Raw genomic sequence first — 23,643 nt, 5'->3', positions numbered from 1 at the left:
TCGCGTTGGCCATGACCGGCGCGCTGTGCGGTGCCGGAGCGCAGGCGGCACAGGCGTCTGTGGTGCAGCCGGAGGTGCGCGCCGGGGCGGACGAGATCTGCGCGGTCCTGGGGATCGGCAGCGGCGCGGCAGGCCTCACCAAGGCGTTGGCCAAGGGCGCCTCGTGGGTGGGGATCGGTGCCAGCATCGGGTGCTACGCCTACACGAAGGCGAAGGAGGCCACACCCGCGCAAAAGCGGGCCGCCATGATCGCCTCCTACAAGAAGTACCAGGCGATGAGTGACATCAAGAAGCTCGACGCACTCGGCTATTACTGCCGCAAGGAAAGCGGCGGCGGCGGTGGAACCGATGTCGCGCCCGCCGGTGTTTCGGTGAAGGCGGGGTGGCGCGACATCAAGATGAAGGGCGTGACCTACAAGTGCACGGCGACCGGAGACTGACCGGACGCCGCGGCCCGGGCCATGGAGAACGCACGCTGTTCTCCATGGCGCTGGTCGTGGTGAGCCTGCTGTGGATGACGCAGGACATGGCCCTCTGGGCGACGGCGACGTGCGCGGTGGGCGCGGCCGGCGGGGTGGCGGGCGTGTGCTGCTTCGGCCTGCGCTACCTTCGCTCGCGCGGGGACGCGTCCTAAGGGCTGTCCCGTAAAGAGGGACGCTGCGGTGGGTTTCAGGATTCCGAGGGCTCGCCGGGCGGTGGCTGGACTCCGGGGACGAGAGTCCGAAGGGACGGCCAGCGGGGGGAACGGACCAGAGCGGTGGCTTGGGCGGTGGTGGAGCGGTCGATCTTGGTCTTCCACGTCCGGCCGGTGTACTCGGGCGCTGAGCCGGAGGTGCCGGAGCCCCGGAGTTCTTTGGCGTAGACGTACAGGATCCCGTTGGCGTCGATGTCGAGGCCTACCTGGACCAGCGGTGTGTCCTTGGGGTGGTGTGGCAGATCTGTGAGTTCCAGGACGGCGAGCGATCTATTGTCCGAGGCCAGTTCGTGCTCGCCTTCGAGGATGTGCACGATCATCGTCGTTTGGTTCCTCGCCCTGGTGACAAACTCCTCGCTGCGCATGGTCGGGATGGTGGTGTTCCGTTCGATCAGCTTCGTCATGACGCCGCCGGAGGTCTCCAGGCCGAGCGAGGCCGAGGCGGCGTCGAGGAGAAGTACGTCCATGAGGCCCCCGGTGAGGACGCCACTCTGGAGGGCAGCCCCTGTGACGATCCCCTCGGGGATCAGGCCGCGGTAGGGCTGTTTGTCCTTCACGAATCGGCTCATTAGCTCGCCAATTGCGGGCATCCGGGTGGCACCGCCGGTCAGGATTACTTGGTCCAGATCGGACTGCTGGAAGTCAAAGGCTTCGCGGAAGGCCTGTTCCACTGGTTTGCGGCAGCGTTCCAGCAGGTCTTCCGTCATGGACTCCAACTCCTGCCGGGTCAGGGTTTCCGAGACCTGCAGGGGGGAGTCCCCGTGGGCCGTGAGGTAGGGCAGCATGATGGTCGTGGAGCTTGCCGACGACAGCTCGATCTTCGCCCCTTCGGCCGCCTCTTGGAGTCGCTGCATCGCTTCGACGTTCTGGTCGAGGCCTACCCCGTACTGGTCCCACACCCGACGCAGGAGATGCTGGACGATCCGCCGGTCCCAGTCGTCGCCGCCGAGGTGGTTGTCGCCCGCGTGTGCTTTCACCTCGACGACACCCTCGCCGATCTCGATGAGTGAAACGTCCAGCGTGCCACCGCCCAGGTCGAAGATGAGGACAGTCGTGTCTTCCTCGCGGTGGAGGCCGTAGGTGACAGCCGCCGCCGTAGGCTCATTGATGACCCTCAGCGCACGGATCCCAGCTCGGTCGGCGGCCTCCACAAGCGCCGCCCGCTGATCCAGGTCGAAATTCGCCGGCACCGTCAGCACCGCCCCGTGCAACGGCCCCCTGATATACGCCTCCGCGTCTTCCCGCAGCCGCCGCAGAATATGCTCCGCCACATCCTCCGCAGCCAGCCGCACCGCACCCCGGGCGATGCTCCAGTCCGTGCCCAGCTTCAGTTTCGCCGAGCGGATCGTGTAGTCGGGGTTGGTGATCGCCTGACGCTTGGCGGGCGAGCCCACCAGGATGTCGCCGGTCTCGGTGATGGCCACCAGGCTGGGGGTGGTGAGGGCGCCCTCGGCGTTGGGGATCAGCCGGACGTCCTCCCCCTCGAACAACGCGATCGCCGAGTTCGTCGTACCGAAGTCGATGCCCACCACCGGGCCGTAGCCAGAGCCGAAGTCGCCGACGGGCGGGCGGGGTGCGGCCGGGCGGAGTGCGCGGGCCGTGGGGATCTCGCCCATGCCTCGCTCGTGCCACAACTGACGTGCTCTGCGGGCGACTTCGCGGTCCGCGTCGGCGATCAGGCCGAGGAGTGCGGTGCGGGCCGCGTCCCGGGTGGGCTCGCGGACGCTGCCGAGGAGCTGCTCGACCAGGTGGAGGGAGCCGATGCGCTTCCACGGCTGCGGATCCAGGGTCGCCGCGCGCATCTCGGCCAGGCGGTCAATGTCCACGTGGCGGGGGCTGCGGGCCACGTAAATCGCGCCCTGAGCGCTGTCCACGCTGAAGGTGGGGGTCTGGCCGGCGATGCGGTTGCGGACCTGCTCGTGGACGTATTCGTATAGCTCCTCGACGGAGACGAAGCCGTCGCTGTCCAGGTCGGCGGAGCCGTCACGCAGGCCGCTCACCACCGCAGAGGTGAACACGGACGGCTGGGCCGGGGCGCGGCTGTGGCGGACCTCGCGCTCGCCCTCGTAGGCGTACTGGAGGGCCGTCGAGGCAGTCAGGACCACCCGGCCCTTGCCCGCGAACGGCTCGGCCACGTCCACCGTGGGCGTCCCGGCGTCCCGGCGCAGGGCGTTCATGGGGAAGGCGCCGCTGTAGCAGCAGTCGAGGAGTACGACGATACGGCGGGAGAGGCTCGCGCCCATCCAGTCGCCGAGGACCTCCGCGGGGACGGCCGTCGCCCGCAGGTAGTCGAGTTCGGTGTCCCGCATGATGAAGTGCAGTCGGCCGCGCGTGTCCTTCCAGCCGTGCAGGGACAGATGGAGGAGGAGCAGGTCGTCGCGGGCGGCTTTGGCGAAGAAGGACTCCAGGGCGCGCATCGCGGGACGCTGGGGCACGTCGACCAGCGTCTCGACCTCGAAGCCGCCGACGGCGGGGGCGCCGAGCACCTCCGCGAGGGCGGCCGCGTCCGCGGTGGCCGCCGGGAGCGTGGCGAAGTGGTCGTCGTCGTAGCTGCTGTTGGCGATGATCAGGGCGCGGCTCGCCACGGCTGCTCAGTCCCCGTGGCGGCGGACGAACTCCTCCAGGCCGCGCTGTCCCACCTCGTCGCTCACACCGGTCAGCTCGATCTCGTCCTCGCCGATCTTCAGCCGTACGCTGCCTGAGCGGCGCCGCTTCAACCAGTCCTGGACAACGGCGGCGAGCACCGGGAGCAGGGCGCCGCTGCCGCCAAGGTCCAGGATTAGTGCGCCCAGCTGTACGGCTCCCGTGGAGCGGCTGCCCGGTGGCGGCGGGCCCTCGGTCACCCGGTCGATACTGCCGAGGTCCAGTTCGCTCAACTCGGTAATCAGCTGCTGCAGTTGCTCCTCGGCGTAATCCTCGCCGCCGTCGCCAGTGTCGAGTACGAGCACGACCGGAATCGTTCTGGTCCCCATGACACACCCCCGTTCACCCACGCGTCGAGGGCACTCCAGCGACGCGGGACCTGGCGGAGAGCCGGTCCGGAAAGATTCGATGGTCAGAGTTGCGCAGTCGCAGGCTCTGTACCTTGCGTCCGGGTTCCTGTACACGACCAGGATATCTGGGCGATGCGCGATGCGCTTCCCACCGAGGACGATGCCATAGGTCAGGTGGGCGCAGACGGGCGCTGTCGTCTCCTCCAGCCGACCTTGATGTCGGCGGCGGACCCTCAAGATCGCCAACAGAGTCGCTCATGTAGAAGATGCGTTGGAGGCCGCGGTGGTAGCGGCGAGGGCGACGCAGGTTGCCGTTCCGCTTGCCGGAGTCGTGCGGTGCCGAAGCCAGACCGGCGAAGGCCGCGAGTCCGTCCGGGCTGGCGACGTCCGCGGGGTCGTTACCGACCCTGGCGAGGAACCGCTCGGGAGGAGCGGGAGCCTTCGCCGCGGAGATGGAGAGATGTCGCGCATGGCGGGTGAGCGCCTTGGGCGGCGGCGTTCAGGTGCCGGTGGAAAGGTCTGCCGTAGAAGCGTGTCAAAACCACCTACGAAGACGGGCATCCCGCTACCTTCTCGCGTGCCGAGAGGCGGGCAGCCGCGGCATGACAAGCACTGGAGGTTTCGGGTTGCGACTATTCCGCCGCAAGAAGCAGCCGCTGCGACACTTTCTCTATGTCTCCGACACCAAGCTGGACATGCTTTTCGATCAAATCGAGCCAGCCCTGCTTCGCCGCATCAGCGCGGAAGCCAGGATCGACCTCAGACTCGCCAGCGTCACACTCCACCAGGCAGAAGCCCCTCAAGCGACCCGCATGGCCAAACTACAGCTCATCGAGCGGTATATCGATACCTATCATCAAGTAGGTACCAGCGCCGAACCGGGCCACGACTACTTCCGCGGGTGCATGCCCATGCAGTGGGGCTGGTTGAGTCACGGCTTTTACCCCGATAGTCCTACTGGCGGGCTGGATACCGTGTTTTTCCGCGGAGAGGACAACGCGCACCTTGTGATCCTCGCAGGCTCGCGACGGCACGTCCTCGGAGAACAGCCCGCTGCAGAAAACACCGCGCTATTGGCGCACTCCGCAACGCCCAACATCATGGCCGTCATCGCGGAGCACATCTCCGGAAATCCGGCACTTGGGCAAAGGTGGCGCTCTCTGCGGCTTGACCCGAACGCAAGTGGGAGTGAAGACGCCGCCGCTGCGCACGATCCGCCTGAGATTGGGCTGCGTGAAGCTGCGCGAGTCAGACTCGGTGGACCGGCTCAGCAGCTGGAGTTTCTAGCCGTTCCCATTCTCAGCGGAAGCATCCAAATTGAACCGGTACTTGATATAGAGAAAAGGCCCTTCTCGGGTCCGGCGGTCCTAGGTACCCCCCTCTATGTCGCGGTGGCAAGGCACCCGGACACCGCCTAAGGCTTGTCCCGCAAAAGATCTTCGAATCGAGCTGGATGGGTCGGCCGTTGTGGAACCCGTTCGTTTATCCGGCGAGGTTGAGGTTGTGCAGGCGGGCAATGCCGAGCATGGCGTGGTGGACGCCGTCGCCCTTCAGACGGCAGTCGCGGAGGATCTTCCAGCTCTTCATTCGGGCGAAAGTGTGCTCGACGCGGGCGCGGACCTGCTTGTGCGACCGGTTGTGCTCCTGCTTCCAGTCGGGGAGTTCCTCGCCCTTGCGGCGGCGGTGGGGCATGACGAGCCCGGTTCCCGGATAGCCGCCATCGGCGATCGTCATCGTCCTCCCGACAGCGGCTTTGGCGCCGGACTGCTCCCACGCCCTGCAGTCGTTGCGGTTGCCCGGCAGAGGCCGGCCGACCACGACGACCCGGCGGGTATCGGCGTCGATGACCACCTGGTGGTTGGTGGAGTACCTGTAGTTCTTGGACTGCTCGGCGATCGTGTGGTCGCGGGTGGGCACCAGGGTGCCGTCCACGATGAGCATGGCGTCTCTCGCGAAGCGGTGCCGAGTCTGAAGCGCCAGGAGCGGACCGAGGTGGTCGATGATGCGGTCGACAGCGGACTTAGAGATACCGAACAGCGGGGCGAGCTGGCGCATCGTCAAGTTTCTGCGTCAGTACGCCGTGACCAGCAGTGTCCTGTCTGCCAGCGACAGGCTCCACGGCCTGCCCCGGCGGGGGGCGTCGATCCCCGCGCGACGCAGCGCCGTCACCAGTTTCATGAACTGGCGCGGGCTCAGCCCGGAGAACGGAACTATCCAAGACGGCTCCGACGCCGTGATCACACCAGCCACATCAAGATCATTGCACCGCTGCTGATCCCTCCAGCCCGTGAGGGCGGGGTGCGGACACGAAGGCAAGGACGTCGCGGACCGCTTCGCGCAGGCTGCCGAAGTGACGATGCACGCCGTCCACCGCCGCAGGGGCGTTGACACCCCACACCGTCATCCCGGCACGCAGCCCCGACTCCACCCCGGAAGGAGCGTCCTCGATGACCAGACAGTCCTCCGGTTTGGCACCAAGTCGCGCGGCTGCCTGCAGATACGGCACAGGCGACGGCTTGCCTTCCTCCACAGCGGCCGCATCCACGAGGACCTCCGGGACCGGCAGGCCCGTCCGTGCGAAACGTCCACGCACCCGGTGCTCATAGTTCGAAGTCACCAGTGCCCAGGACCCGGGCTGCAGAGCACTCAGCAGCTCCGAGGCACCGCTGAAGGCCGTATAGGCGCCGGAGCGGACGTCCTCGTCCTCAAGCTCGTGCAGTGCAGCAAGGCACTCCCCGGGGTCCTGGTCCGGAGCAACCTGCGCGAAGGTCTCCATCGGCCTCGTTCGCAGCGCCACTCGATAGACCTCATCGGGATCCAGTCCGTATCGCTCTGCCCACGTTCGCCAAACCAGGCGCTGATTATCCACGGCGTCGATCAACGTGCCATCGACATCAAACAGGACATACCTCATCGCACTGGACTGGCCGGGTTCACTGGTCACGCTTCGATCATGCCATCTGGCCCTGAGCAGGCAATTTGCGGGACAAGTCTTAGCTGTTCTACGCGTCGAGCGCAGGGAATGTGCCCGTATTTCCCGCCCAGGACAGCTCCCCGTGAAAGGGTGGGAGCATGATGGGCGGACGGTCGGAGAACCCGGAACTCTGGGCTTTTTTGGAATCTGTCCGTTGCGGTGAGTTCCTTTCCGGCACCGTCACAGCGATCGAGCGGTTCGGCGTATTCGTAGCGCTGGACGACGGCCCCGACCACCCGGTCTTCCCCGGCGTCGGGTTCATCTCGGTCCCCGAACTGTCCTGGCGGCGCATCGAAGCAGCCTCCGACGTCGTGCAGGTCGGACAGCGGGTCTCCTGCGAGTTCCTCCAGTTCGATACATGGAACCTGGAGGCCAGACTGTCCTTGCGATCGACGCAGCCTGACCCCTTCCAGGCATTCGCCGACGGCGTCGTGGTCGGGCAGGAACTGCACGGACAGGTCACCAAGCTGGTCCCGTTCGGCGTCTTCGTCCAGGTCGCCGACGGCGTCGAGGGACTGGTCCACCTGCGGGAGCTCACTCGGACGCCCGTGCGGACGCCGTCGGATGTCGTCCGGGTCGGTGACGAGGTCACGGTCCTCGTCACCGAGATCGACGTGGAGCGACGCAGGCTGGCCCTCTCCCGGCGGCAGGCCGCTTCCGGGCATCGGTGACGCTTGCGTGGTGTGCCGCGTCGGACCTCGGGTCGTCACCCGGCCGGGCAGCGGCTCCGGGCATGTCCCGGTGCCTCAGCGGGAGTTCGCCACGGTCTGCGGTTCCGGCCGGGGGGTGTCCGCTCGGGCCGGGCCCGCGTTCGCCGCGAGCAGGAGGGTCGCCACCGCGACGAGGGCGGCGGTGAAGCCTCGGGCGTACCGCTCGGCGGTGCGTGTGCGTTCGAGCACGGCGACCTCGCAACAGGGGCGGCGACTACGGCGGCAGCGTATTAAGCAGGTTCGACAATCCGGCTTAACACTCCGTTTAACCTAGGGGCAGTTCCGGTCGAACGGCAAGAGCCACAGGGGGAGTCGGCGTGGGGGAGCGTGACGATCCGGGGACCATCGGGCGCCGGGTGCAGCGGTTGCGTGTGGAACGCGGACTGACGCAACGGCAGTTGGCGGAACCCGTGTACACACCGGCCTACATCTCCACCCTCGAGTCCGGCCGGGTGCGGCCCTCCGACGACGCGCTGCGGCATCTCGCGGAGCGGCTCGGCGTCGCCTTCGAGGAGCTCGCCGGCGGGCGCTCGGCCCGGCTCGTCACCGGGCTGCGGCTGCGGCTGACCGAAGCCCAGCGCACGGTGGCCGACGGCGAGGCCGAAGCGGCCGCCGAGCAGTACGCCGAGCTGCTCGCCGAGGCCGAGACGCACGGCCTGACGGCCGAGCGGTCCGCCGCCCTGCTCGGACTCGGCGAGTGCGCTCTGGAGACCGGTGAACTCGTCGCCGGCCGGCAGTACTTCGAGCGGGCCGAGGAGTGCCTGGCCGGCGCACCCCTGCCCGCCCGGGTCCCGGCTCTGCGCGGCCGGGCCGTGGCGCACTACCTCGCCGGTGAACTCCGGTACGCCGTCTACCTGCTGGAGACCACCCTCGACGAACTGAACCGCGGCGGCCTGCACGACCCGGACGCCCTGCTGCTGCTCTACGCCAGCGCCATCGGCCCGTACATGGACATGGGCGCACACGCCCGCGCCGCCCAGGCCGCCGAGCTCGCCCTGGCCCTCGCCCCGCAGTCCGGCGACCCCGCCCTGGTCGCCCGCATGCACCGCTCCGTCGCCCGCACCCTGGTCGCCGAGGGCCGCCTCGCCGAGGCCGACGCCTCCCTGGCCAAGGCCGCCGAGCTGTACCGGGGCCTGCAGATCCGCACCGAACTCGCCAACTGTCACTGGATGCGCGGCTACGTCTACGCCCAGGACGGCCGGCTGGAACGCGCCGAGGAGGAGCTGCGGCAGGCTCTCGGCATGCTGTCGGCCCAGCGCGCCGCCCTCTACAGCAGCCAGGTCACCGTCGAGCTGGCCGACGTGCTCCACCGGCGCGGCCGGTCCGACGAGGCGGCGGCCCTGCTCTACGACGTCCTCGGGCACCTGTCCCCCGTGCGCGGCGCCGTCCACTCCGCCGCCGCCCACCGGCTGCTCGGCATCATCGCCGAGGACGCCCGCCGCACCGAGGACGCCGAGGAGCACTACGTCCGCGCCCTGAGCCTGCTGGAGCGGGCCGGCGCCGCCGGTGACCTGGCCGACCTGTGCCGGCTGCTGGGCGACCTGCTGCGCAGGACCGGGCGGGTGGAGGCCGCCCTGGACGCCTACCGGACGGGTCTCGGCCACCGCACCGCCCCCGGCACCACGACCCTCGGGCCCGCGCCCGCCCAGCCTCCCCTCTGAGGAAACCGTGTTCTCGCACAGCCGTACGGGTTAGCCTCCCTCCGGGGAAGTGAACGACCGGGGCGGGCGCGTGGAGAACCAACGGACGGTGGCCGACGGCATACGGCTGGGCCTGCGGGCCCTGGTGTACGCCGTCCTCGGAGGTGCCGCGCTGCTCGCCGTCGTGACGGTGGTCTCGGTGCTCGGGCCCTTGCTGGCGCTCGACCTCTACACCCCTCCGGTCGCGGCCTGGTGGACGGTGTTCACCGCGATCACCGTGCAGGGCGTGCCGTTCCTGCTGCTGGGCACCGTCGTGTCGGCGGCGATCGGGGCGTTCGTGCCCGAGCGGGTGTTCCAGCGGGTGCTGCCCCGCCGTGCGGTGCTCGCCGTGCCGGTCGCGGGGGCGGCAGGGGTCGTGCTGCCCGGCTGCGAGTGCGCCTCCGTGCCGGTGGCGGGCAGCCTGATGCGGCGGGGCGTGGCGCCGGCGGCCGCGCTCGCCTTCCTGCTGTCGGCGCCCGCGATCAACCCCGTCGTGCTCGTGGCGACCTCGATCGCCTTCCCGGGGCAGCCGGAGATGGTCCTCGGCCGGCTGCTCGCCTCGCTCGGCACGGCCGTGGTCATGGGCTGGCTGTGGGCGCGGTTCGGGCGCGAGGAGTGGCTGCGGCTGCCGAAGCGGAGCGGTGGGCAGCCGCAGGGTGGCGGTCCGCGCGCCTTCGCCTCGGGACTCCAGCACGACTTCCTGCACGCGGGCGGCTTCCTCGTCGTCGGGGCGGCGGCCGCGGCGACGTTCGCCGTCGTCGTGCCGCGGTCGCTGCTGGAGGTGTTCACCGGCTCGGCCTGGCTGTCGGTGCTGCTGCTCGCCCTGCTGGCGGTCGTGCTGTGCGTGTGCAGTGAGGCCGACGCGTTCGTGGCGGCTTCGCTGAGCGGCTTCTCACCGACCGCGCGGCTGGCGTTCATGGTGGTCGGGCCGATGGTGGACCTGAAGCTGATCGCGCTCCAGACGGGCACCTTCGGCAGGGCCTTCGCGGTGCGGTTCTCGGCGGCGACGTGGGTGGTCGCCGTGGCGAGCAGCGTCCTGGTGGGGTGGTGGCTGCTGTGAGGCGCTACGGACCCGCTGTGCTGCTGGTCCTCGTCGGCGCGGCGATCCTGCGGGTGTCGCTCTTCGGCGAGCTGTACCTGCGGTACGTCCAGTCGGGGCTGCGGCCGTATCTCGTGGTGTCCGGGGCGGCACTGGTGCTGCTGGGGACGGCGTCGGCGGTGATGACGACCCGGGTGGAGGACGAGCACGCCCTCGATCACGAGCACGCCCTCGATCACGACCCAGCACTCGACCACCGGGACCGGCACGAACACGGGGACGACGAAGGCCCCACAGGGCACGGTCACGGCCCCGCCGGACCCCGTGTCGCCTGGTTCCTCACGCTCCCCGCGCTCGCCCTGCTCCTCTTCCCTCCACCCGCCCTCGGCTCCTACAGCGCCGAGCGCGAGGCCGGCCGGCGTGCCGACCGGGGCGTCGGGACCTTCCCGGCCCTGCCGTCCGGGAACCCGGTCGACCTCGCCCTCGGCGAATTCGGCTCCCGGGCGGTCTACGACAGCGGCCGCTCCCTGGAGGGCCGTACGGTCCGGCTCACCGGCTTCGTCACCCGGGATGACGACGGCACCTGGTACGTCACCCGCCTCCTCGTCTCCTGCTGCGCCGCCGACGCCACCACCGCCAAGGCCGAGGTGCGCGGCGCGCCCGCCCCGCCGGTCGACTCCTGGGTGACGGTCACCGGCACCTGGCACCCCGAGGGCGAGCCCGGATCCGCCGCCGCCTGGCCGCCGGTCGTCGACGCACGCTCCGTAGGGCGGGTGCCGCAGCCGGACAACCCGTACGAGAAGCGCTGAGAGCTCCGCCGACGCCGTCGCGCAGGTGTTTTGCCCCACCCGCAACGGGTAGTCGGGGCACGGTTCCGAGCGGGCAACGGGTGGTCGGGACACGGTTCGAGCGGGCCGGGCCCGGTGCGCGGCGGGCACAGCAGAGATGACCGGCCGGTCGCACGGCGCCTCGCGGGGCGGTCGCACGCGGCCCGCCCCTGCCGCGGCCCCGCCCCGGAAACCGTGGACGGTGCAAGCCGCGGTGATCGAAGGAGGCGGTGGTCGTGCGGCCCAGGGACGATCCCCGAGACGCTCCCGACGGCGACCCGGGCCCTAGCGCCGGAGGTGGTGGCCCGGACCCGGACGGGGCCCGGGCCGCCGACGCGATCGCCAGGGGCGTGCGGGGCGCCGAGCCCGGAGAGGTGCCGGGGCGGCTGTGCGAGGTGGCCGTCGAACTGCTGCCGGTGATCGGCGCGAGCGTGTCACTGCGCAGCGAGGGCATGCCCGTGCAGCTGAGCGCGAGCAGCGCGCAGGCCGCGCACCTGGCGCAGATCCAGGCGACGCTGGGCGACGGCCCCTGCCAGAGCGCGCTGGAGGACGGCGCGCCCGTCCTCGCCTGCGATCTGACCACGGGCCGGGACGCCGGACGCTGGCCGGTCTTCGCCCAGCAGGCGACGGAGGCCGGGGTACGGGCGGTGTACGCGGTGCCGCTGGGCAGCGGCGCGGTGTGCGTGGGCACGCTCGACCTGTACCGCGACCGCCCGGGCGGGCTCACCGACCGCCAGCTGCACGTGGCCCGGGTCGTGGCCGGTGTCATGACCGTGGCCCTGATGGCACTGCCGCACGGCGACGAGCCCGGGACACAGGACGGGGAGGACTGGCTGAGCGGACTGGCCACCGACCACGACGAGGTCTACCAGGCCGTCGGCATGATCATGGCGCAGCTCGGGGTGGGCGCGGACGACGCGCTCGCGCGGCTGCGGGCGGACGCCTTCGCGCACGGGCGCACGGCCCTGGACGTGGCGCGGGACGTGATCGCCCACCGCACGCGGTTCGACCGGTACTGAACGCGAAGGAGCGGGGCGTCAGATCTGTGCCCTGCCCTGCTTCCTGATCTCCGTCAGGCGCTGCGTCCCGAGCTGCGCGGTCTGCTGGGTGACCTCCGCGTACACCTCGTCCAGGCCGGCGTTGGTGAGGGTGATCGCCTCCTCGCCGACGCGGACGGCGGCGAGGTCCATGGTCAGGTACGTCAGCTCCCCCTCCTCCGTCTCGCCGGCCAGCATGACCCGCAGGGCCTGCCGGGCGTCTCCCACCGGCGGCAGCGGCAGGTTGCGGACCTCCACGCCCTGGACGCCGCCGCGGGTCGTCGTGGCCGTGAACTCGCCGCACCTGCCCGGCAGCGACTTCATCCAGTCCAGCGTGCGGTCCACGTCAGCCGGGGGGTGGGCGGCGACCCGGTAGCGCAACTGGGCGTCGGTGTCACCGTCGTCGAGCGCGGACGTCGCCTGCGGGCCCTTCGGGGTGCCGAAGGGCTCCTCCGTGTAGAGGACGTCCAGCAGCCGCTGGCAGTCCTGGTCCTGCGTGCTCGCCTTGAGCAGCCCGTCCCGCCAGGTCCGCGCGCCCCGGGACGGCGTCCACGGCTCCCCCAGATCGGCCTCGGTGACCAGCGCGGCCCGGGCCTGTGCCTCGGTGAGGGCGGCTCCGGAGCCGGACGGCTGCTCGACGGCGGGGGACGCGCCGGAGGCGGGCGGGGAGGCGGAGAACCACCGGGGCCGCGGCTCGTCGTCGATGGAGCAGCCGGCCGTGGCCAGCAGGGCGGTCACGGACAGCGCGGAGGCGAGGAGGGCACGGGTGGCCGGGGGGTGGGTCATCGGGGTGCCTCCTGCGGGGGGCTCATGGAGGCGCCTCGGCACGGAACCGCTCTCCAAGATCGGGTGCGTGCTCCTACGGCACCACCGAGGCCGTCCGGCCACCAGCGATACGGGCCGTCCGGGTGAGCGGACCGGAACACCGGCGGCCGCTGCGAACCACCCGGGTCGCGGACCGAGCCGCCCGAAAACCCGTCGCCCCGCCCCCGGCGCGCCTGTTACGGTCACGCCCATGCAGCGCGCCCAGTCGTATCCGTCCGCCACGACGACGCCGGAGAGTGTCCCGGCGCGCTGACAGCTGACCCAGATGTCCGAAGCCCCGGGGCGAGTGCCCCGGGGCTTCGTCGCGTGGTGCTCGCCTCCCCGCCGTGAGGAGTCACACCATGCACGACCACCGCCGACTCGGCCGTGAACTGGACCTGTTCGACACCGATCCGCTGATGGGCGCGGGGCTGCCGTACTGGCTGCCCGACGGCGCGATCGTGCGGCACACCCTGGAGGAGTACATCCGCGACGCGGAACGCCGGGCCGGCTACCGGCACGTGTACTCGCCCGTCCTCGGCAAACGCGAGCTGTACGAGATCTCCGGGCACTGGGACCACTACGGCGACGACATGTTCCCGCCGATGGACGTGGGCGCCGAGCAGGTCCTGCTGCGCCCCAGCCTCTGCCCCCACCACGCCCTGATCTACCGCTCCCGCTCCCACAGCTACCGCGAACTGCCGCTGCGCATGGCCGAGTTGGGCGGCATGTACCGCTCGGAGCTGTCCGGCGTCCTCGGCGGCCTGACCCGGGTGCGGGCCATCACCCTCAACGACGCGCACATCTTCTGCACCCTGGAGCAGGCCGTCCAGGAGGCCCGGGCCGCGCTGGAGCTGATCGGCCGCGCCTACGCGGACCTGGGTATCCGCGCGGCCCGGTACCGGCTGTCCCTGCCAGGAGAGGGCGGCAAGTACGTGGCCGACCCGGAGCTGTGGCGGCGCGCCACCGCCCTGCTGCGGGAGGTCCTGGACGGCTCCGGCATCCCGTACGAGGCGGCCGAGGGCGAGGCGGCCTTCTACGGCCCCAAGATCGACGTGCAGATCACCGACCCGGCCGGCCGGGAGGCCACCCTGTCGACCGTGCAGATCGACTTCCACCAGCCCGAACGGTTCGACCTGCACTACATCGGCCCCGACGGGGCGAAGCACCGCCCGGTCATGGTGCACCGCAGCATCATCGGCAGCGTGGAGCGCGCGGTCGCCCACCTCGTCGAGGAGCACGGCGGGGCCTTCCCGCCGTGGCTGGCGCCGGTGCAACTGGCCGTCCTGCCGGTCGGGGAGGAGCAGTTCGACGCCGCGGACGCCCTGGCCGCGCGGGCCAGGGAGCTCGGTCTGCGCGCCGAGGTCGCCGGCCCCGAGCAGGGCACCCTGGCCGCCCGGATCCGCGCGGCCCGGCTGGTGCCGTACCAGGCGGTGATCGGTGGGCGGGAGGCCGCCGCCGGCCTCGTGGCGGCGCGCCTGCGCGACGGCCGCCGGCTCGACGCCCTCCCCGCCGCCGAGTTGCTGCGGCGGATCGGCGACCGGGTCGCGGCCCGCGGTGCCGAGCTGTGGGATCAGCCGTAGGACGGGATCAGAACGTCCACCGGGTGTGGCTGTAGACCCCGTTGTCCCGGCCGAAGCCGTACGCCGTGTCCGGGGCCACCGCGAACACCACCGCGTCGCCGCTGCGGAATTCGTCCCCGATGCCGTGGAAGGTGCCCTCGGGGGAGGTGATGTGCGGCCCGTACTTCGTCTCGAACGCCGTGATCACCTCCTCCAGCAGCGCACGGTCGGCGACCGGCTCGGCCGTGCCCTCGACCACGAGGTCGAACCCGTCGGTGAGGGAGTTCGCCCCGGTCGTCAGCGCGCAGTGCGCGTCGTGCGCGAGGTTCTTCGCCTTCTGCTCGGTGCGGCCGGTGGAGAAGTACATCGCCCCGTCGTGCCAGGCGGCGATGCAGGGCGTGACGTGCAGCCGGCCGTCGGGCCGCACCGTGGACACCCAGAAGATCTCGGCGGTCTCCAGCCGCCCTTGTGCCTCGGCCCATTCGGTGGCGGTGACCTCCGAGGCACCCGGGCGGGGATTGAGTGCGGAGCTGTAGCGGGCGTCGAGTTCGGTCGTCGGCTGCTGTGCGGGCATGGCGGGACTCCTTCGTCGTCTTCCGCCCGTAACGACCGGCCGACGGGTCCGCAATCATCGCCGCGTCCGTTCGTGTGGCGGGAGCCCGGAACGAGCCGTCGCCCAGGCCGTAAGGTCGCTTCAACGGAGCTTGCCCGCGAAGCCACTGGAAGGAGTCCCCGCCGTGACGGACGGTCAGCGCATCCCGGTGATCATCGACTGCGACACCGGCGTCGACGACGCCCTCGCCCTGCTGTTCGCCGTACGGCACCCCGCGCTCGACGTACGGGCGATCACCTGCGTGGCCGGGAACACGGACGTGGACGGCGTCGTACGCAACACCCTGACCGTGCTGGAGCAGGCCGGCGCCCCCGACATTCCCGTCGCCCGGGGCGCCGAACGGCCGCTGATCGAGGCTCCCCGCTCGGCCCAGCACGTGCACGGGCGCGACGGCATGGGCGACCTGGGCCTGCCGGAACCGGCCCGCAGGCCCGCCGACGTCGACGCGGTGACCCTGCTGCGGCGCGAGATCCTCGCCTCCCCGCGCCCGGTCACCCTCATCCCCACGGCGCCCCTCACCAACATCGCGCTGCTCCTGCGCACGCATCCGGAGGTGGTCCGGGGCATCGAGCGGATCGTCTTCATGGGCGGCGCGGCATCCGTCGGCAACGCCACCCCCGTCGCGGAGTTCAACGTCTGGCACGACCCGGAGGCGGCGGCGATCCTGCTCACCGCCGGGGTGCCGATCACGATGTACGGGCTGGACGTGTTCACGCGGGTCGTGGTCCCCGCGGCGGACGTGCGCAGGCTGAGCGGGAGCGGCGAGCCGGGGGCGCGGCTGGCCGGGCGGTTGCTCGCCCACCGTCCGGCCCATCCGGACAGCCGTCCCGGCGATCCCTCCGAGACGTCCGGCGGTCTGGGCGACGCGGGTGCGGTGTGCGCGGTCGTCGACCCGGAGGGCCTGACGACGCACCGCCTCCCGGTGGACGTCTCCCTCGCGCCGGGACCCACGCGCGGCATGACGATCGTCGACCGCCGCCCCCGGCCCGGCGAGGCCGAACTCCACGAGGGCACACGCGAACAGCCCCTGGTCGACGTGGGGCTGGACGTGGACGTGGAGCGCTACGTGAAGCTGTACCTGGCGACCGTCGAGGGGTGACGCCGACGGCGGTACGACGCGACGCGGTGTTCGCGCCGCGGGCGTCCGGACGGACCGACGTCGGCATCGGGCGTCGGACGGTGGCGGCGGGGCCGGAGCCGGGGGGCGCTGGGTGCCCGGTCGTCGCCGGTGGCGGGGTTCGGGTGGTGGCCGGGGCCGGGGGTGTGGGCGCGCCCGGTGTGTTGTGGTGGCGGCGGGGCAGGAGCCGGCGGGCGCTGGGCACCCGGCCGTCGCCGGTAGCGGGGTTCGGGTGGTGGCCGGGGCCGGGGGTGCGTGAACGCCTGGTGTGCTGTGGTGGCGGCGGGGCCGGAGCCGGGGGGCGCTGGGTACCCGGCTGTCGCCGGTAGCGGAGGTCGGGTGGTGGCCGGGACTCGGGGTGCGTGAACGCCTGGTGTGCTGTGGTGGCGGCGGGGTCGGAGCCGGTGGGCGCTGGGTGCCCGGTCGTCGCCGGTGGCGGGGCTCGGGTGGTGGCCGGGGCCGGGGGTGTGGGGACGCCTGGTGTGTTGGGTGGCGGCGGGGTTCGGGTGGTGGCCGGGGCCCGGGGTGCGTGAACGCCCGGTGTGCTGTCGCCGCCGGACGGCAGCACACCGGGCGTCTTCAGGCTCGGGCGTCCTACGCGCCGCGCTTGGCCGCGCGGCGGCGGGTCACGACGACGAGGGCCGCGCCGCCCGCCAGCAGGGCCGCCGCACCGAGGGCGATCGGGCCGGTGCTGCTGTCGGCGCCGGTCTCGGCGAGGTCGCCGCCACCGCCGTTGGGCTTGGGCGCGGTGGGCGTCGACTCGGAGGCGCTCGGGGTGGGCGTGTCCGTGCCGGAGGACGGCGGCGTCGAGGGCTCGGCCGGCTCGGACGGGGACGCCGGAGGCGTGGTCTCCTCGGCCGGCTCGGACGGGCTCGCGGGCGGCGTGGAGGCGGGCGGCTCCTCCTCCGCCGGCGGCGGGGTGGTGCAGTCCTTCGTGCCGCCGTTCCAGGCCGCGATCAGCTTGTCCTTGATGACCGGGCGGTCCGGGCCCTTGGGCAGCTCGCCGTGCTCGAAGCCGTCCTTCGCGTCGAGTTCGCCGTCGAACTTCACCGCGCCCCGGTAGAGGTCGATCTGCCCGAAGCAGCCCTTGTCCGGGATGGCGATGTCGAGCGAGTCGGTGCCGCCCTGCTTGACCGTCACCGAGTCGAAGTCGACGAACACCTGCTCGCCGGAGGTCGCGAACGTCGCGCCGTGGGCGAGGTAGGAGGCGAGGGAGGCCGTGCAGGTGGCCGCGTCACCGGCGGCACGGACCTTGATGTGGACCTTGCCGTCCTCGGTCGGCTTCAGGTTCTGGTCGTCGACCTTGACCGAGTCGTAGAAGTTGATGCCGTCGAGCGAGAACTGGCAGCGATCGGTCCCGGTCTCCGTGCCCGCGCCCGTGCCGGGCTGGTAGCTGCCGCCGGACGACCAGCCGTCTCCGCCGGGCGCGCCGTGCGCGAAGGCGGTCGTGGCGGTGGCGGCGCAGAGGGCGAAGGCCGCGGCGCCCGTCCCCAGCAGGCGTCGCGCGGTGACACGTCTCGCTATGGACATGTGTATCCCATTTCTTGGCGTGTGCCGAACCCGGGTGACGGCATGCGGGCAGCGCGCGGCGCGCGGCTGCCGGGCCGTACCGGGGAGTGATGAGTGGTCTGAGAAACACTGGGCTCATTGGTCACATGTGCCTCAGTGGCCCCATGGTGGCGGCGCCGCAGCACACTGTCAACCTGCGCTGATGCAAAGAAAGTTGCGCTGCCATCACACCTTCGTCACAGCAGGAATGGATCACTCCGATCAACGCGATGTTTCTTTTTTCCGGCATTCTGGACAGATTCAATACTGTCGCCCGTATGCCCTGAGAAGGAGACCGCGTGACCGATCGCTCGACCCTCGACCTGTCGTCCCGGGACCCCGACTGGTGGCGCCAGGCCGTCGTCTACCAGATCTATCCCCGCAGCTTCGCCGACGCCGACGGCGACGGACTCGGTGATCTGCGCGGCATCACCCGCCGCCTCGGTCACCTCGCCGCCCTGGGCGTGGACGCCCTGTGGCTCAGCCCCTTCTACCCGTCGGAGCTCGCCGACGGCGGCTACGACGTCGCCGACCCCCGGGGCGTCGACCCGCGCCTGGGCACCCTCGACGACTTCGACGCCCTGGTCGCCGAGGCCCACCGCCTCGGCCTGAAGGTCATCGTCGACATCGTGCCCAACCACTCCTCGCACCGGCACGCGTGGTTCCAGGAGGCCCTGGACGCGGGGCCCGGCTCGGCCGCCCGCGACCGCTACGTCTTCCGCGACGGCCGCGGCGTGCACGGCGAACTCCCGCCCACCGACTGGCAGTCCGTCTTCGGCGGCAGCGCCTGGAAGCGGGTGCCCGACGGCCAGTGGTACCTGCACCTGTTCGCCCCCGAGCAGCCCGACCTCAACTGGGAGAACCAGGAGGTCCGCGCCGACTACCGCACCACCCTGCGCTTCTGGTCGGACCGCGGGGTCGACGGATTCCGCGTCGACGTCGCCCACGCCCTCGTCAAGGACCTGAGCGAACCGCTGCGCGACCTCGGCCGGCCCGAGCTGAGCCGCGAGGGGGCCCTCACCGCGATGCCGCCCGGCACGCACCCCTTCTACGACCGCGACGACGTGCACGAGATCTACCGCGACTGGCGCAAGATCCTCGACGCCTACCGCCCGCCCCGCATGGCCGTCGCCGAGGCGTGGGTGCCCGGCGCCCGGCGCGCGCTGTACGCCCGCCCGGACGAACTCGGCCAGGCCTTCAACTTCGAGTACCTGGAGGCCGGCTGGGACGCCGGGGAACTGCGGCAGGTCATCACCGACTCGCTCGCCAACGCCCGGGCGGCGGGCGCCTCGGCCACCTGGGTGCTGTCCAACCACGACGTCGTACGGCACGCCTCCCGGCTGACGCTGCCGCCCGGCACCGACCTCAACGCCTGGCTGCTCTCCGGCGGCCACGCCCCGGCCGTCGACGAGGCGGCCGGGCTGCGCCGGGCCCGGGCGGCCACGCTGCTGATGCTGGCGCTGCCCGGCTCGGCATACGTCTACCAGGGTGAGGAACTGGGCCTGCCCGAGGTCGCCGACCTGCCCACCGAGGTCCTCCAGGACCCGATCTGGGAGCAGACGGGCCACGTCCGCAAGGGCCGCGACGGCTGCCGGGTGCCGCTGCCGTGGACGACGACCGGACCGTCGTACGGCTTCGGGCCCGGCGGTGCCTGGCTCCCGCAGCCGCCCGGCTTCGCCGCCTACGCCGTCGAGGCCCAGGACGGGGTCGAGGGCTCCACCCTGGAGCTGTACCGCACGGCCCTCAGGCTGCGCCGCAAGCTCCTCGACGGTGAGGAGCTGACCTGGGCGGACGACGCCCCGCAGGGCGTGCTCCGGTTCGACCGCTGCCAGGGGTGGCGCTGCGTCACGAACCTCTCCGACGGGGCGGTCGAGCTGCCGGCGGGTGAGGTGCTGCTGAGCAGCGCACCCCTGGAGGACGGCCGGCTCGGGCCGGACACGACGGTGTGGCTCGGGCGGTGACTGCACCGTCTTGGTGCCGTTCGGGCCGTTGTTCGTCCGCGGCGTCGTCGTGGCCGGTCGCGCGGTTCCCCGCGCCCCTGGAGGGCGCGGGCCCCACTCGCGTGGCCCAGTAGGGCGTGCCGTGTGCGGGGGGTGCCGGGGAGGATCGTGCCACCGACGTGTACGGACAGGGAGCCCCGCCCGCGATGAACAGGTACAGCAGGACAGCAGCCGTGGCGGGGGCCCTGGTCGCGGGAGCGCTCGTGTGTCCCGCCACGCCCGCGGCGGCCCGGGACGGCGGGCTGTGGGGTGCCGCGACCATCGCACCCGGGCGGGAGGGCATCGTCGAGGTCATGGGCGTCGAGGAGGTCTCCGTGGGGGCGGTGCTGACGCTGACCGCGCCCCGGGGCACGCGGGTGACCGGCACGCCGCTCGACTCCTCCGGATACCGCGGCTCGGTCGCCGCCGGCGGACGCAGCGCGACGTACACGGTGACCGGCGCCGCGGCCGGACAGAAGAACCGGGTCTTCCCCTTCGTGCTGGCCGTGCCCGCGGATGCCGTTCCGGGCACCCGGCTGCGGGACTGCTCCCTGCGGTTCACCGACGCCCGGGGCGTGCCGCGGGCCGTCGGGCGGTGTGCCGTGACCGTGGGCCTGGCCGGGCCGGTCCTGACCCGCCCGCTGTCCGGCGTACCGCTGTCCGCCCGGCCGAAGATCTCCGGCACCGCCCACCCGGGCGCCCAGGTCACCGTCCGTGACAAGGACGATCAGGAGGCCTGCTCCACCACGGCGGCCCTCGACGGCACCTGGGCGTGCACCCCGGGTTCGGCCTTCCCGGCCGGTGCCAACCGATTGCAGGCGGTCGCCGCTCTGCACGGGGTGAGTGCGATAAGCGAGCAGGTGGACATCGTGGTCGCCCGGGACGACGACGCTCAGTAGCGGACCGCCCGGGCGACCTCGGTCCGGACCTCACCGGACAGGTCGTGCGTGCTGCGGGCGGTGGCCGTGGCGGAGTGGCCGGCCTGCACGTGGTCCACCGTGACGATGACCGTGTCGACCAGTTGCCCCCCGGCGTCCCGGAAGTCGACCTGGACGGCGAAGGACCGCGTCGCGTCGTCGGTGTTGCGGGCCGTGACCTCCGTGCGGACCCGGCCGTCGGAGCCGGTGACGGTCCGGCCGGTCTGAACGTCGGCCTTGACGTCGGTGCCGTCCTGGATGTCGTCGAGCCGCCGCTGGGCCTCGGCCGTGGCGGACTCCACGGCCTCGGAGGCCTCCGAGGCGATCGACCCCACGGCGGACTCCGCCTTGCTCGCGGTGTCGGAGGGGCTGTAGTCGCCGCCGCAGCCGGTGACCGCGGCGGACAGGCACAGCGTCAAGGCGGCCCCGCCCGTCGCCCAGCGCCCGCGGTGGCGGGCGGACGTGCCGCCTCCCGGGAGACCGACGGGTCCCGGGCCTCGCGGCCTCATGTGCGTCCGAGTCCGCCGCCGCCGAACGATCCGCTGGATCCGGGCGACCAGCGGCGGGGTTTCTGGTCCTTGCCGGTCCTGGTGCTCGCCCGGTGCAGTTCATGGGGCATGAGCCGCTGACCGTCGCGTGCCACGACCGGCACGTCGTCGGGCTCCCGCATCTCCCTGGTCTCGCGGACCGGCCCGCCCTCCGGCATGTGCGGCTGCTCCTCCGGAGCGGGGTGGTGGGTGTCCTTGTCCATGACCTGCATCCCGACCCGCACGGCCCAGATCAGCGCGCAGGCCACGATCAGCCCGCCGACGAAGGCGATGGTCACGGCGACCGCGTGATCTGACGAGGCCGCCAGTTCTGCATACGTAGCCGTATTCATGCCCCAAGTATCACCGACGGAATGCGATAAAGCGCCCGGAATGTCCTGCCGCTTCGCACGCCGGGCGCCCCCGGCCTCGGCGGTGACGACCTGAGGGTTGCCGGGCGCCTTCAGGCACCGTCCGAAGCGCCGCCGCGGCCTGTGGCCGACCAAGGGGGCGGTACGGGCGGCCTCATCCTCCGCACCGCCCCGCGGCGTACGGTGGAGGGACGGAGGGTGGCCGCAACCAGTGGCCGCACCGGTCTCCCGGCCACCCCCCCCGGTACGCCGTAGGAGCACCCGATGACCTCCGCCTCCTCCTCGCCCCCGCCACCGCTCCCCGCACCGCGAGAAGTCCGGCTACGACTCGCCGAGCCGACGCGCGGCCGCACGGCACGCCGTATCGACGGCGCGTGGTGGCCCCGGTCGGACGACCTGGCCGAGGAGCTGACCGGACTGCTGGGCGTGCTGCCGCGCGCCTGGGGGCCGATCAGCAGCGTCCTGGTCCACGGGGACACCTGGCCGGACTGCCCGGAGCAGGTGGACGTCGCCGGGCAGACGGTGCACGTCGGTCACAACGACTCGCCCTCCGCACCCCACACCGTCTGCCTGCTCGCGCCCGGCCGGGGCCGCTACGACCTGCTGGTCGTGCCGCCCGCGACGGCGGAGGCGGAGGCCGGCCGGCTCATGGAGCGGGCGGCCACGCAGGGCGCGTGACGCCCCGCCGTGCCGCTCAGTGCGCCAGCAGTACCAGCGCCAGGGCGGCCAGCGCCGGGACGGTCTGCACGAAGAGGATCTTCCGGCTGGAGGTCGCGGCACCGTAGAGCCCCGCGACCGCCACGCACACCAGGAAGAACACGGAGACCTGGAAGCCCACCGGGTCGGACGCCACGGCGCCCCACACCAGACCGGCGGCGAGGAAGCCGTTGTAGAGGCCCTGGTTGGCCGCCATGACCTTCGTCCCGGCGGCGAACTCGGCGCTGGTGCCGAAGGCCGCCCGGGCCCTCGGCGTGGTCCACAGGAACATTTCCAGCACCAGGATGTAGGCGTGGAGCGCGGCAAGGGCCAGCACCGCGAGCGTGGCGACGGTCGACATGCGGTCATCATCACAGGCCCGCCCGGCCCGTCCTCCTTCGGGCCCTCTCAGGAGGCGCGGCGGGGCCCAGGGTGGCAGATTGCGGCCAGAGGCCGGGTCCGGCCGTCGCGTCCCCGCGTGTGCCGCTCGGGAGCCGGACCCGGTCTTCCCCCATCACACGTACGCCTTCGCACCGCTGCTGTCCCGCCAGTCATGTTCGATTCTGATCGAGCAGTTCATGGCTCATGAGACACCGGCACTTTGCGGAACCTTTGCCCGTGGGCCGGGCGTTGGACGGGTGTGCGCGCGTGAGCAGGTGCGCAGGTGATGCCGACTAGTACCGAGGTGACGTCAATGGCAGTGTGGGACCGGCTCAAGGACCAGGCCAAGGCTCTCCAGCAGGGTCAGGGGGCGCGGGGCGCGACGACCGGTGGGCACGGCGGCGGGACGAGGTCCGGTGGTGGCGGCAAGGCCCAGCTGGTCGGATTGCTGAAGACGCAGCTCGGTTCGCTGAAGAACGAGTTGAAGAGCGGCGCGTACCGGGACGCGAGCATGGCGATGTGCGCCCTGGTCGCGGCGGCCGACGGGCATGTGGACCCGGCCGAGCGCCAGCAGGTCGAGTCCATGATCCTCAGCAACGACGTGCTGCAGAACTTCCCGCCGGAGCAGCTCCGGCAGCGGTTCGGCAAGCACGTGGACCAGCTGACCGCCAACTTCCAGCTCGGAAAGTCGGAGGCCATGCAGGAGATCGCCAAGGCCGCCAAGAAGCCCACCGAAGCCAGGGCCGTGATCCAGACGGGCATCGTCATCGCCGGTTCCGACGGCGACTTCTCCCAGGCCGAGCAGATGGTCCTGCGCGAGGCCTGCGCCGCACTGGGGGTGTCCCCGGGCGAGTTCCAGCTCTGATCGGCAGGCGGGGGCGCGGCTCCTGTCCCCCCCGGGGGGCGGGAGCCCTCCCTGCCCGCCGCCGGGACGTGAGCGCGTCCCTGCCGGCCGCCGTGACGGGAGCGTCGCGTGTGCGGCCGGGCCGACGACGTCGCGATCGTCCACCCCGCCCCGCCCCGCCCCCGATCCGGACCCGCCCCGCACCGCTGGCCCTGGCCGTCATGACCGGCCGGCCCGGGTACGGCACCGAGCCCTCGGACGCCCTGGTCGCGGAGGCGATCCGGGGGGCCGTCGCCGCCCTGGGGCTCCCGGGGTTGCCGTCGCCGTCTAT

25 protein-coding genes and 1 pseudogene are annotated in these 23,643 nt (G+C 71.9%); 14 read left to right on the top strand and 12 right to left on the bottom strand.

The features are described from left to right. Positions 1-11 precede the first annotated feature (11 nt). Together ABT116_RS03380 and ABT116_RS03375 are read left to right on the top strand one after the other, a co-directional pair. Positions 12-440, top strand: a complete 429-nt coding sequence (locus ABT116_RS03380) for a hypothetical protein (RefSeq protein ID WP_351627100.1) — start codon at positions 12-14, stop codon at positions 438-440. Continuing rightward, positions 419-634, top strand: coding sequence for a hypothetical protein (locus ABT116_RS03375; RefSeq protein WP_351627099.1), 216 nt, complete (start codon positions 419-421; stop codon positions 632-634). The genes ABT116_RS03380 and ABT116_RS03375 overlap by 22 nt, the downstream gene beginning before the upstream one ends. Before the next feature lie 35 nt (positions 635-669). Here the strand turns inward: ABT116_RS03375 and ABT116_RS03370 are convergent, their stop codons facing one another. The 3 genes from ABT116_RS03370 to ABT116_RS50825 are packed head-to-tail and all read right to left on the bottom strand — an operon-like array spanning position 670 to position 4,141. Further along, positions 670-3,279 (bottom strand): caspase, EACC1-associated type, encoded by a 2,610-nt coding sequence (locus tag ABT116_RS03370; protein WP_351627096.1) that lies wholly within the window; start codon positions 3,277-3,279, stop codon positions 670-672. 6 nt (positions 3,280-3,285) lie between these two features. Continuing rightward, a complete protein-coding gene (locus ABT116_RS03365; protein ID WP_351627093.1) occupies positions 3,286-3,666 on the bottom strand; it encodes an effector-associated constant component EACC1 in 381 nt (126 codons plus the stop codon). 13 nt (positions 3,667-3,679) lie between these two features. Continuing rightward, positions 3,680-4,141, bottom strand: a complete 462-nt coding sequence (locus ABT116_RS50825; RefSeq protein ID WP_502983810.1) for a transposase — start codon at positions 4,139-4,141, stop codon at positions 3,680-3,682. A gap of 148 nt (positions 4,142-4,289) precedes the next feature. On the opposite strand from ABT116_RS50825, the gene ABT116_RS03355 reads away from it, so the two are divergent. Further along, entirely contained in the window at positions 4,290-5,105 is an 816-nt protein-coding gene (locus ABT116_RS03355; protein WP_351627090.1) for a DUF7019 family protein, read from the top strand. A gap of 64 nt (positions 5,106-5,169) precedes the next feature. Here the strand turns inward: ABT116_RS03355 and ABT116_RS03350 are convergent. Together ABT116_RS03350 and ABT116_RS03345 are read right to left on the bottom strand one after the other, a co-directional pair. Next, positions 5,170-5,937 (bottom strand): annotated as a pseudogene (locus tag ABT116_RS03350) (transposase). A gap of 7 nt (positions 5,938-5,944) precedes the next feature. Continuing rightward, entirely contained in the window at positions 5,945-6,601 is a 657-nt protein-coding gene (locus ABT116_RS03345; RefSeq protein WP_351627151.1) for an HAD-IA family hydrolase, read from the bottom strand. Positions 6,602-6,801: 200 nt separating this feature from the next. Between ABT116_RS03345 and ABT116_RS03340 the strand changes: the two genes are divergently transcribed. Beyond that, entirely contained in the window at positions 6,802-7,332 is a 531-nt protein-coding gene (locus ABT116_RS03340; protein WP_351627087.1) for a S1 RNA-binding domain-containing protein, read from the top strand. 75 nt (positions 7,333-7,407) lie between these two features. Here ABT116_RS03340 and ABT116_RS03335 read toward each other — a convergent pair whose 3' ends face one another. Continuing rightward, positions 7,408-7,560 carry a hypothetical protein gene (locus tag ABT116_RS03335; RefSeq protein WP_351627084.1) on the bottom strand — a complete coding sequence of 51 codons (153 nt, stop codon included), beginning with the start codon at positions 7,558-7,560 and terminating at the stop codon, positions 7,408-7,410. Positions 7,561-7,688: 128 nt separating this feature from the next. Between ABT116_RS03335 and ABT116_RS03330 the strand changes: the two genes are divergently transcribed. The 4 genes from ABT116_RS03330 to ABT116_RS03315 all read left to right on the top strand — a co-directional run bounded on the left by ABT116_RS03330 (position 7,689) and on the right by ABT116_RS03315 (position 11,935). After that, entirely contained in the window at positions 7,689-9,032 is a 1,344-nt protein-coding gene (locus ABT116_RS03330; protein ID WP_351627082.1) for a helix-turn-helix domain-containing protein, read from the top strand. A gap of 70 nt (positions 9,033-9,102) precedes the next feature. Beyond that, the gene (locus ABT116_RS03325) at positions 9,103-10,110 is read left to right on the top strand and encodes a permease (protein ID WP_351627079.1); all 1,008 of its coding nucleotides are present in this window, start codon (positions 9,103-9,105) and stop codon (positions 10,108-10,110) included. Next, a complete protein-coding gene (locus tag ABT116_RS03320; protein WP_351627148.1) occupies positions 10,107-10,898 on the top strand; it encodes a TIGR03943 family putative permease subunit in 792 nt (263 codons plus the stop codon). The genes ABT116_RS03325 and ABT116_RS03320 overlap by 4 nt, the downstream gene beginning before the upstream one ends. 248 nt (positions 10,899-11,146) lie before the next feature. Beyond that, positions 11,147-11,935: a GAF and ANTAR domain-containing protein gene (locus ABT116_RS03315; protein ID WP_351627076.1), complete on the top strand. Its 789-nt coding sequence runs from the start codon at positions 11,147-11,149 to the stop codon at positions 11,933-11,935. A gap of 18 nt (positions 11,936-11,953) precedes the next feature. Here the strand turns inward: ABT116_RS03315 and ABT116_RS03310 are convergent, their stop codons facing one another. Next, positions 11,954-12,739 (bottom strand): hypothetical protein, encoded by a 786-nt coding sequence (locus tag ABT116_RS03310; protein ID WP_351627073.1) that lies wholly within the window; start codon positions 12,737-12,739, stop codon positions 11,954-11,956. Positions 12,740-13,119: 380 nt separating this feature from the next. Here ABT116_RS03310 and thrS point away from each other — a divergent pair, with 380 nt between their 5' ends. Then, on the top strand, positions 13,120-14,340 hold the full coding sequence (gene thrS, locus ABT116_RS03305) for a threonine--tRNA ligase (protein ID WP_351627070.1): 1,221 nt from the start codon (positions 13,120-13,122) through the stop codon (positions 14,338-14,340). Positions 14,341-14,347: 7 nt separating this feature from the next. Here thrS and ABT116_RS03300 read toward each other — a convergent pair whose 3' ends face one another. Beyond that, a complete protein-coding gene (locus tag ABT116_RS03300) occupies positions 14,348-14,893 on the bottom strand; it encodes a pyridoxamine 5'-phosphate oxidase family protein (RefSeq protein ID WP_351627063.1) in 546 nt (181 codons plus the stop codon). Between the two features lie 163 nt (positions 14,894-15,056). Between ABT116_RS03300 and ABT116_RS03295 the strand changes: the two genes are divergently transcribed. After that, on the top strand, positions 15,057-16,031 hold the full coding sequence (locus tag ABT116_RS03295; protein WP_351627060.1) for a nucleoside hydrolase: 975 nt from the start codon (positions 15,057-15,059) through the stop codon (positions 16,029-16,031). A gap of 612 nt (positions 16,032-16,643) precedes the next feature. Here the strand turns inward: ABT116_RS03295 and ABT116_RS03290 are convergent. Next, complete coding sequence (locus ABT116_RS03290) at positions 16,644-17,579, bottom strand: LAETG motif-containing sortase-dependent surface protein (RefSeq protein ID WP_351627059.1); 936 nt, start codon at positions 17,577-17,579, stop codon at positions 16,644-16,646. A gap of 317 nt (positions 17,580-17,896) precedes the next feature. Between ABT116_RS03290 and ABT116_RS03285 the strand changes: the two genes are divergently transcribed. Continuing rightward, entirely contained in the window at positions 17,897-19,558 is a 1,662-nt protein-coding gene (locus ABT116_RS03285; protein WP_351627056.1) for a glycoside hydrolase family 13 protein, read from the top strand. A 185-nt stretch (positions 19,559-19,743) separates the two neighbouring features. Continuing rightward, a complete protein-coding gene (locus ABT116_RS03280; protein WP_351627053.1) occupies positions 19,744-20,475 on the top strand; it encodes an Ig-like domain-containing protein in 732 nt (243 codons plus the stop codon). On the opposite strand, the gene ABT116_RS03275 is transcribed toward ABT116_RS03280, so the two are convergent. Then, positions 20,469-20,912, bottom strand: a complete 444-nt coding sequence (locus ABT116_RS03275; protein ID WP_351627050.1) for a hypothetical protein — start codon at positions 20,910-20,912, stop codon at positions 20,469-20,471. The genes ABT116_RS03280 and ABT116_RS03275 overlap by 7 nt on opposite strands. 86 nt (positions 20,913-20,998) lie before the next feature. Further along, positions 20,999-21,373 carry a DUF6479 family protein gene (locus ABT116_RS03270; protein ID WP_351627048.1) on the bottom strand — a complete coding sequence of 125 codons (375 nt, stop codon included), beginning with the start codon at positions 21,371-21,373 and terminating at the stop codon, positions 20,999-21,001. A gap of 282 nt (positions 21,374-21,655) precedes the next feature. Between ABT116_RS03270 and ABT116_RS03265 the strand changes: the two genes are divergently transcribed. Next, entirely contained in the window at positions 21,656-22,069 is a 414-nt protein-coding gene (locus tag ABT116_RS03265) for a DUF5994 family protein (RefSeq protein WP_351627045.1), read from the top strand. Positions 22,070-22,085: 16 nt separating this feature from the next. Here ABT116_RS03265 and ABT116_RS03260 read toward each other — a convergent pair whose 3' ends face one another. Next, the gene (locus ABT116_RS03260; RefSeq protein WP_351627043.1) at positions 22,086-22,448 is read right to left on the bottom strand and encodes a DUF1304 domain-containing protein; all 363 of its coding nucleotides are present in this window, start codon (positions 22,446-22,448) and stop codon (positions 22,086-22,088) included. Positions 22,449-22,781: 333 nt separating this feature from the next. On the opposite strand from ABT116_RS03260, the gene ABT116_RS03255 reads away from it, so the two are divergent. Then, positions 22,782-23,333: a tellurite resistance TerB family protein gene (locus ABT116_RS03255; protein WP_351627041.1), complete on the top strand. Its 552-nt coding sequence runs from the start codon at positions 22,782-22,784 to the stop codon at positions 23,331-23,333. Positions 23,334-23,643 lie beyond the last annotated feature (310 nt).

This window comes from Streptomyces sp. NPDC002130, assembly GCF_040296465.1.
Taxonomy (GTDB): Bacteria; Actinomycetota; Actinomycetes; order Streptomycetales; family Streptomycetaceae; genus Streptomyces.
This window is presented reverse-complemented; position numbering and strand designations above follow the sequence as displayed.

Excerpts from the sequence above, each read along its gene's own strand:
- ABT116_RS03380 (WP_351627100.1), top strand. The coding sequence starts at position 12 with ATGACCGGCGCGCTGTGCGGTGCCGGAGCGCAGGCGGCACAGGCGTCT.
- ABT116_RS03365 (WP_351627093.1), bottom strand. The coding sequence starts at position 3,666 with ATGGGGACCAGAACGATTCCGGTCGTGCTCGTACTCGACACTGGCGAC.
- ABT116_RS03355 (WP_351627090.1), top strand. The coding sequence starts at position 4,290 with ATGACAAGCACTGGAGGTTTCGGGTTGCGACTATTCCGCCGCAAGAAG.
- ABT116_RS03345 (WP_351627151.1), bottom strand. The coding sequence starts at position 6,601 with ATGAGGTATGTCCTGTTTGATGTCGATGGCACGTTGATCGACGCCGTG.
- ABT116_RS03310 (WP_351627073.1), bottom strand. The coding sequence starts at position 12,739 with ATGACCCACCCCCCGGCCACCCGTGCCCTCCTCGCCTCCGCGCTGTCC.
- thrS (WP_351627070.1), top strand. The coding sequence starts at position 13,120 with ATGCACGACCACCGCCGACTCGGCCGTGAACTGGACCTGTTCGACACC.
- ABT116_RS03300 (WP_351627063.1), bottom strand. The coding sequence starts at position 14,893 with ATGCCCGCACAGCAGCCGACGACCGAACTCGACGCCCGCTACAGCTCC.
- ABT116_RS03290 (WP_351627059.1), bottom strand. The coding sequence starts at position 17,579 with ATGTCCATAGCGAGACGTGTCACCGCGCGACGCCTGCTGGGGACGGGC.
- ABT116_RS03280 (WP_351627053.1), top strand. The coding sequence starts at position 19,744 with ATGAACAGGTACAGCAGGACAGCAGCCGTGGCGGGGGCCCTGGTCGCG.
- ABT116_RS03270 (WP_351627048.1), bottom strand. The coding sequence starts at position 21,373 with ATGAATACGGCTACGTATGCAGAACTGGCGGCCTCGTCAGATCACGCG.
- ABT116_RS03265 (WP_351627045.1), top strand. The coding sequence starts at position 21,656 with ATGACCTCCGCCTCCTCCTCGCCCCCGCCACCGCTCCCCGCACCGCGA.
- ABT116_RS03260 (WP_351627043.1), bottom strand. The coding sequence starts at position 22,448 with ATGTCGACCGTCGCCACGCTCGCGGTGCTGGCCCTTGCCGCGCTCCAC.
- ABT116_RS03255 (WP_351627041.1), top strand. The coding sequence starts at position 22,782 with ATGGCAGTGTGGGACCGGCTCAAGGACCAGGCCAAGGCTCTCCAGCAG.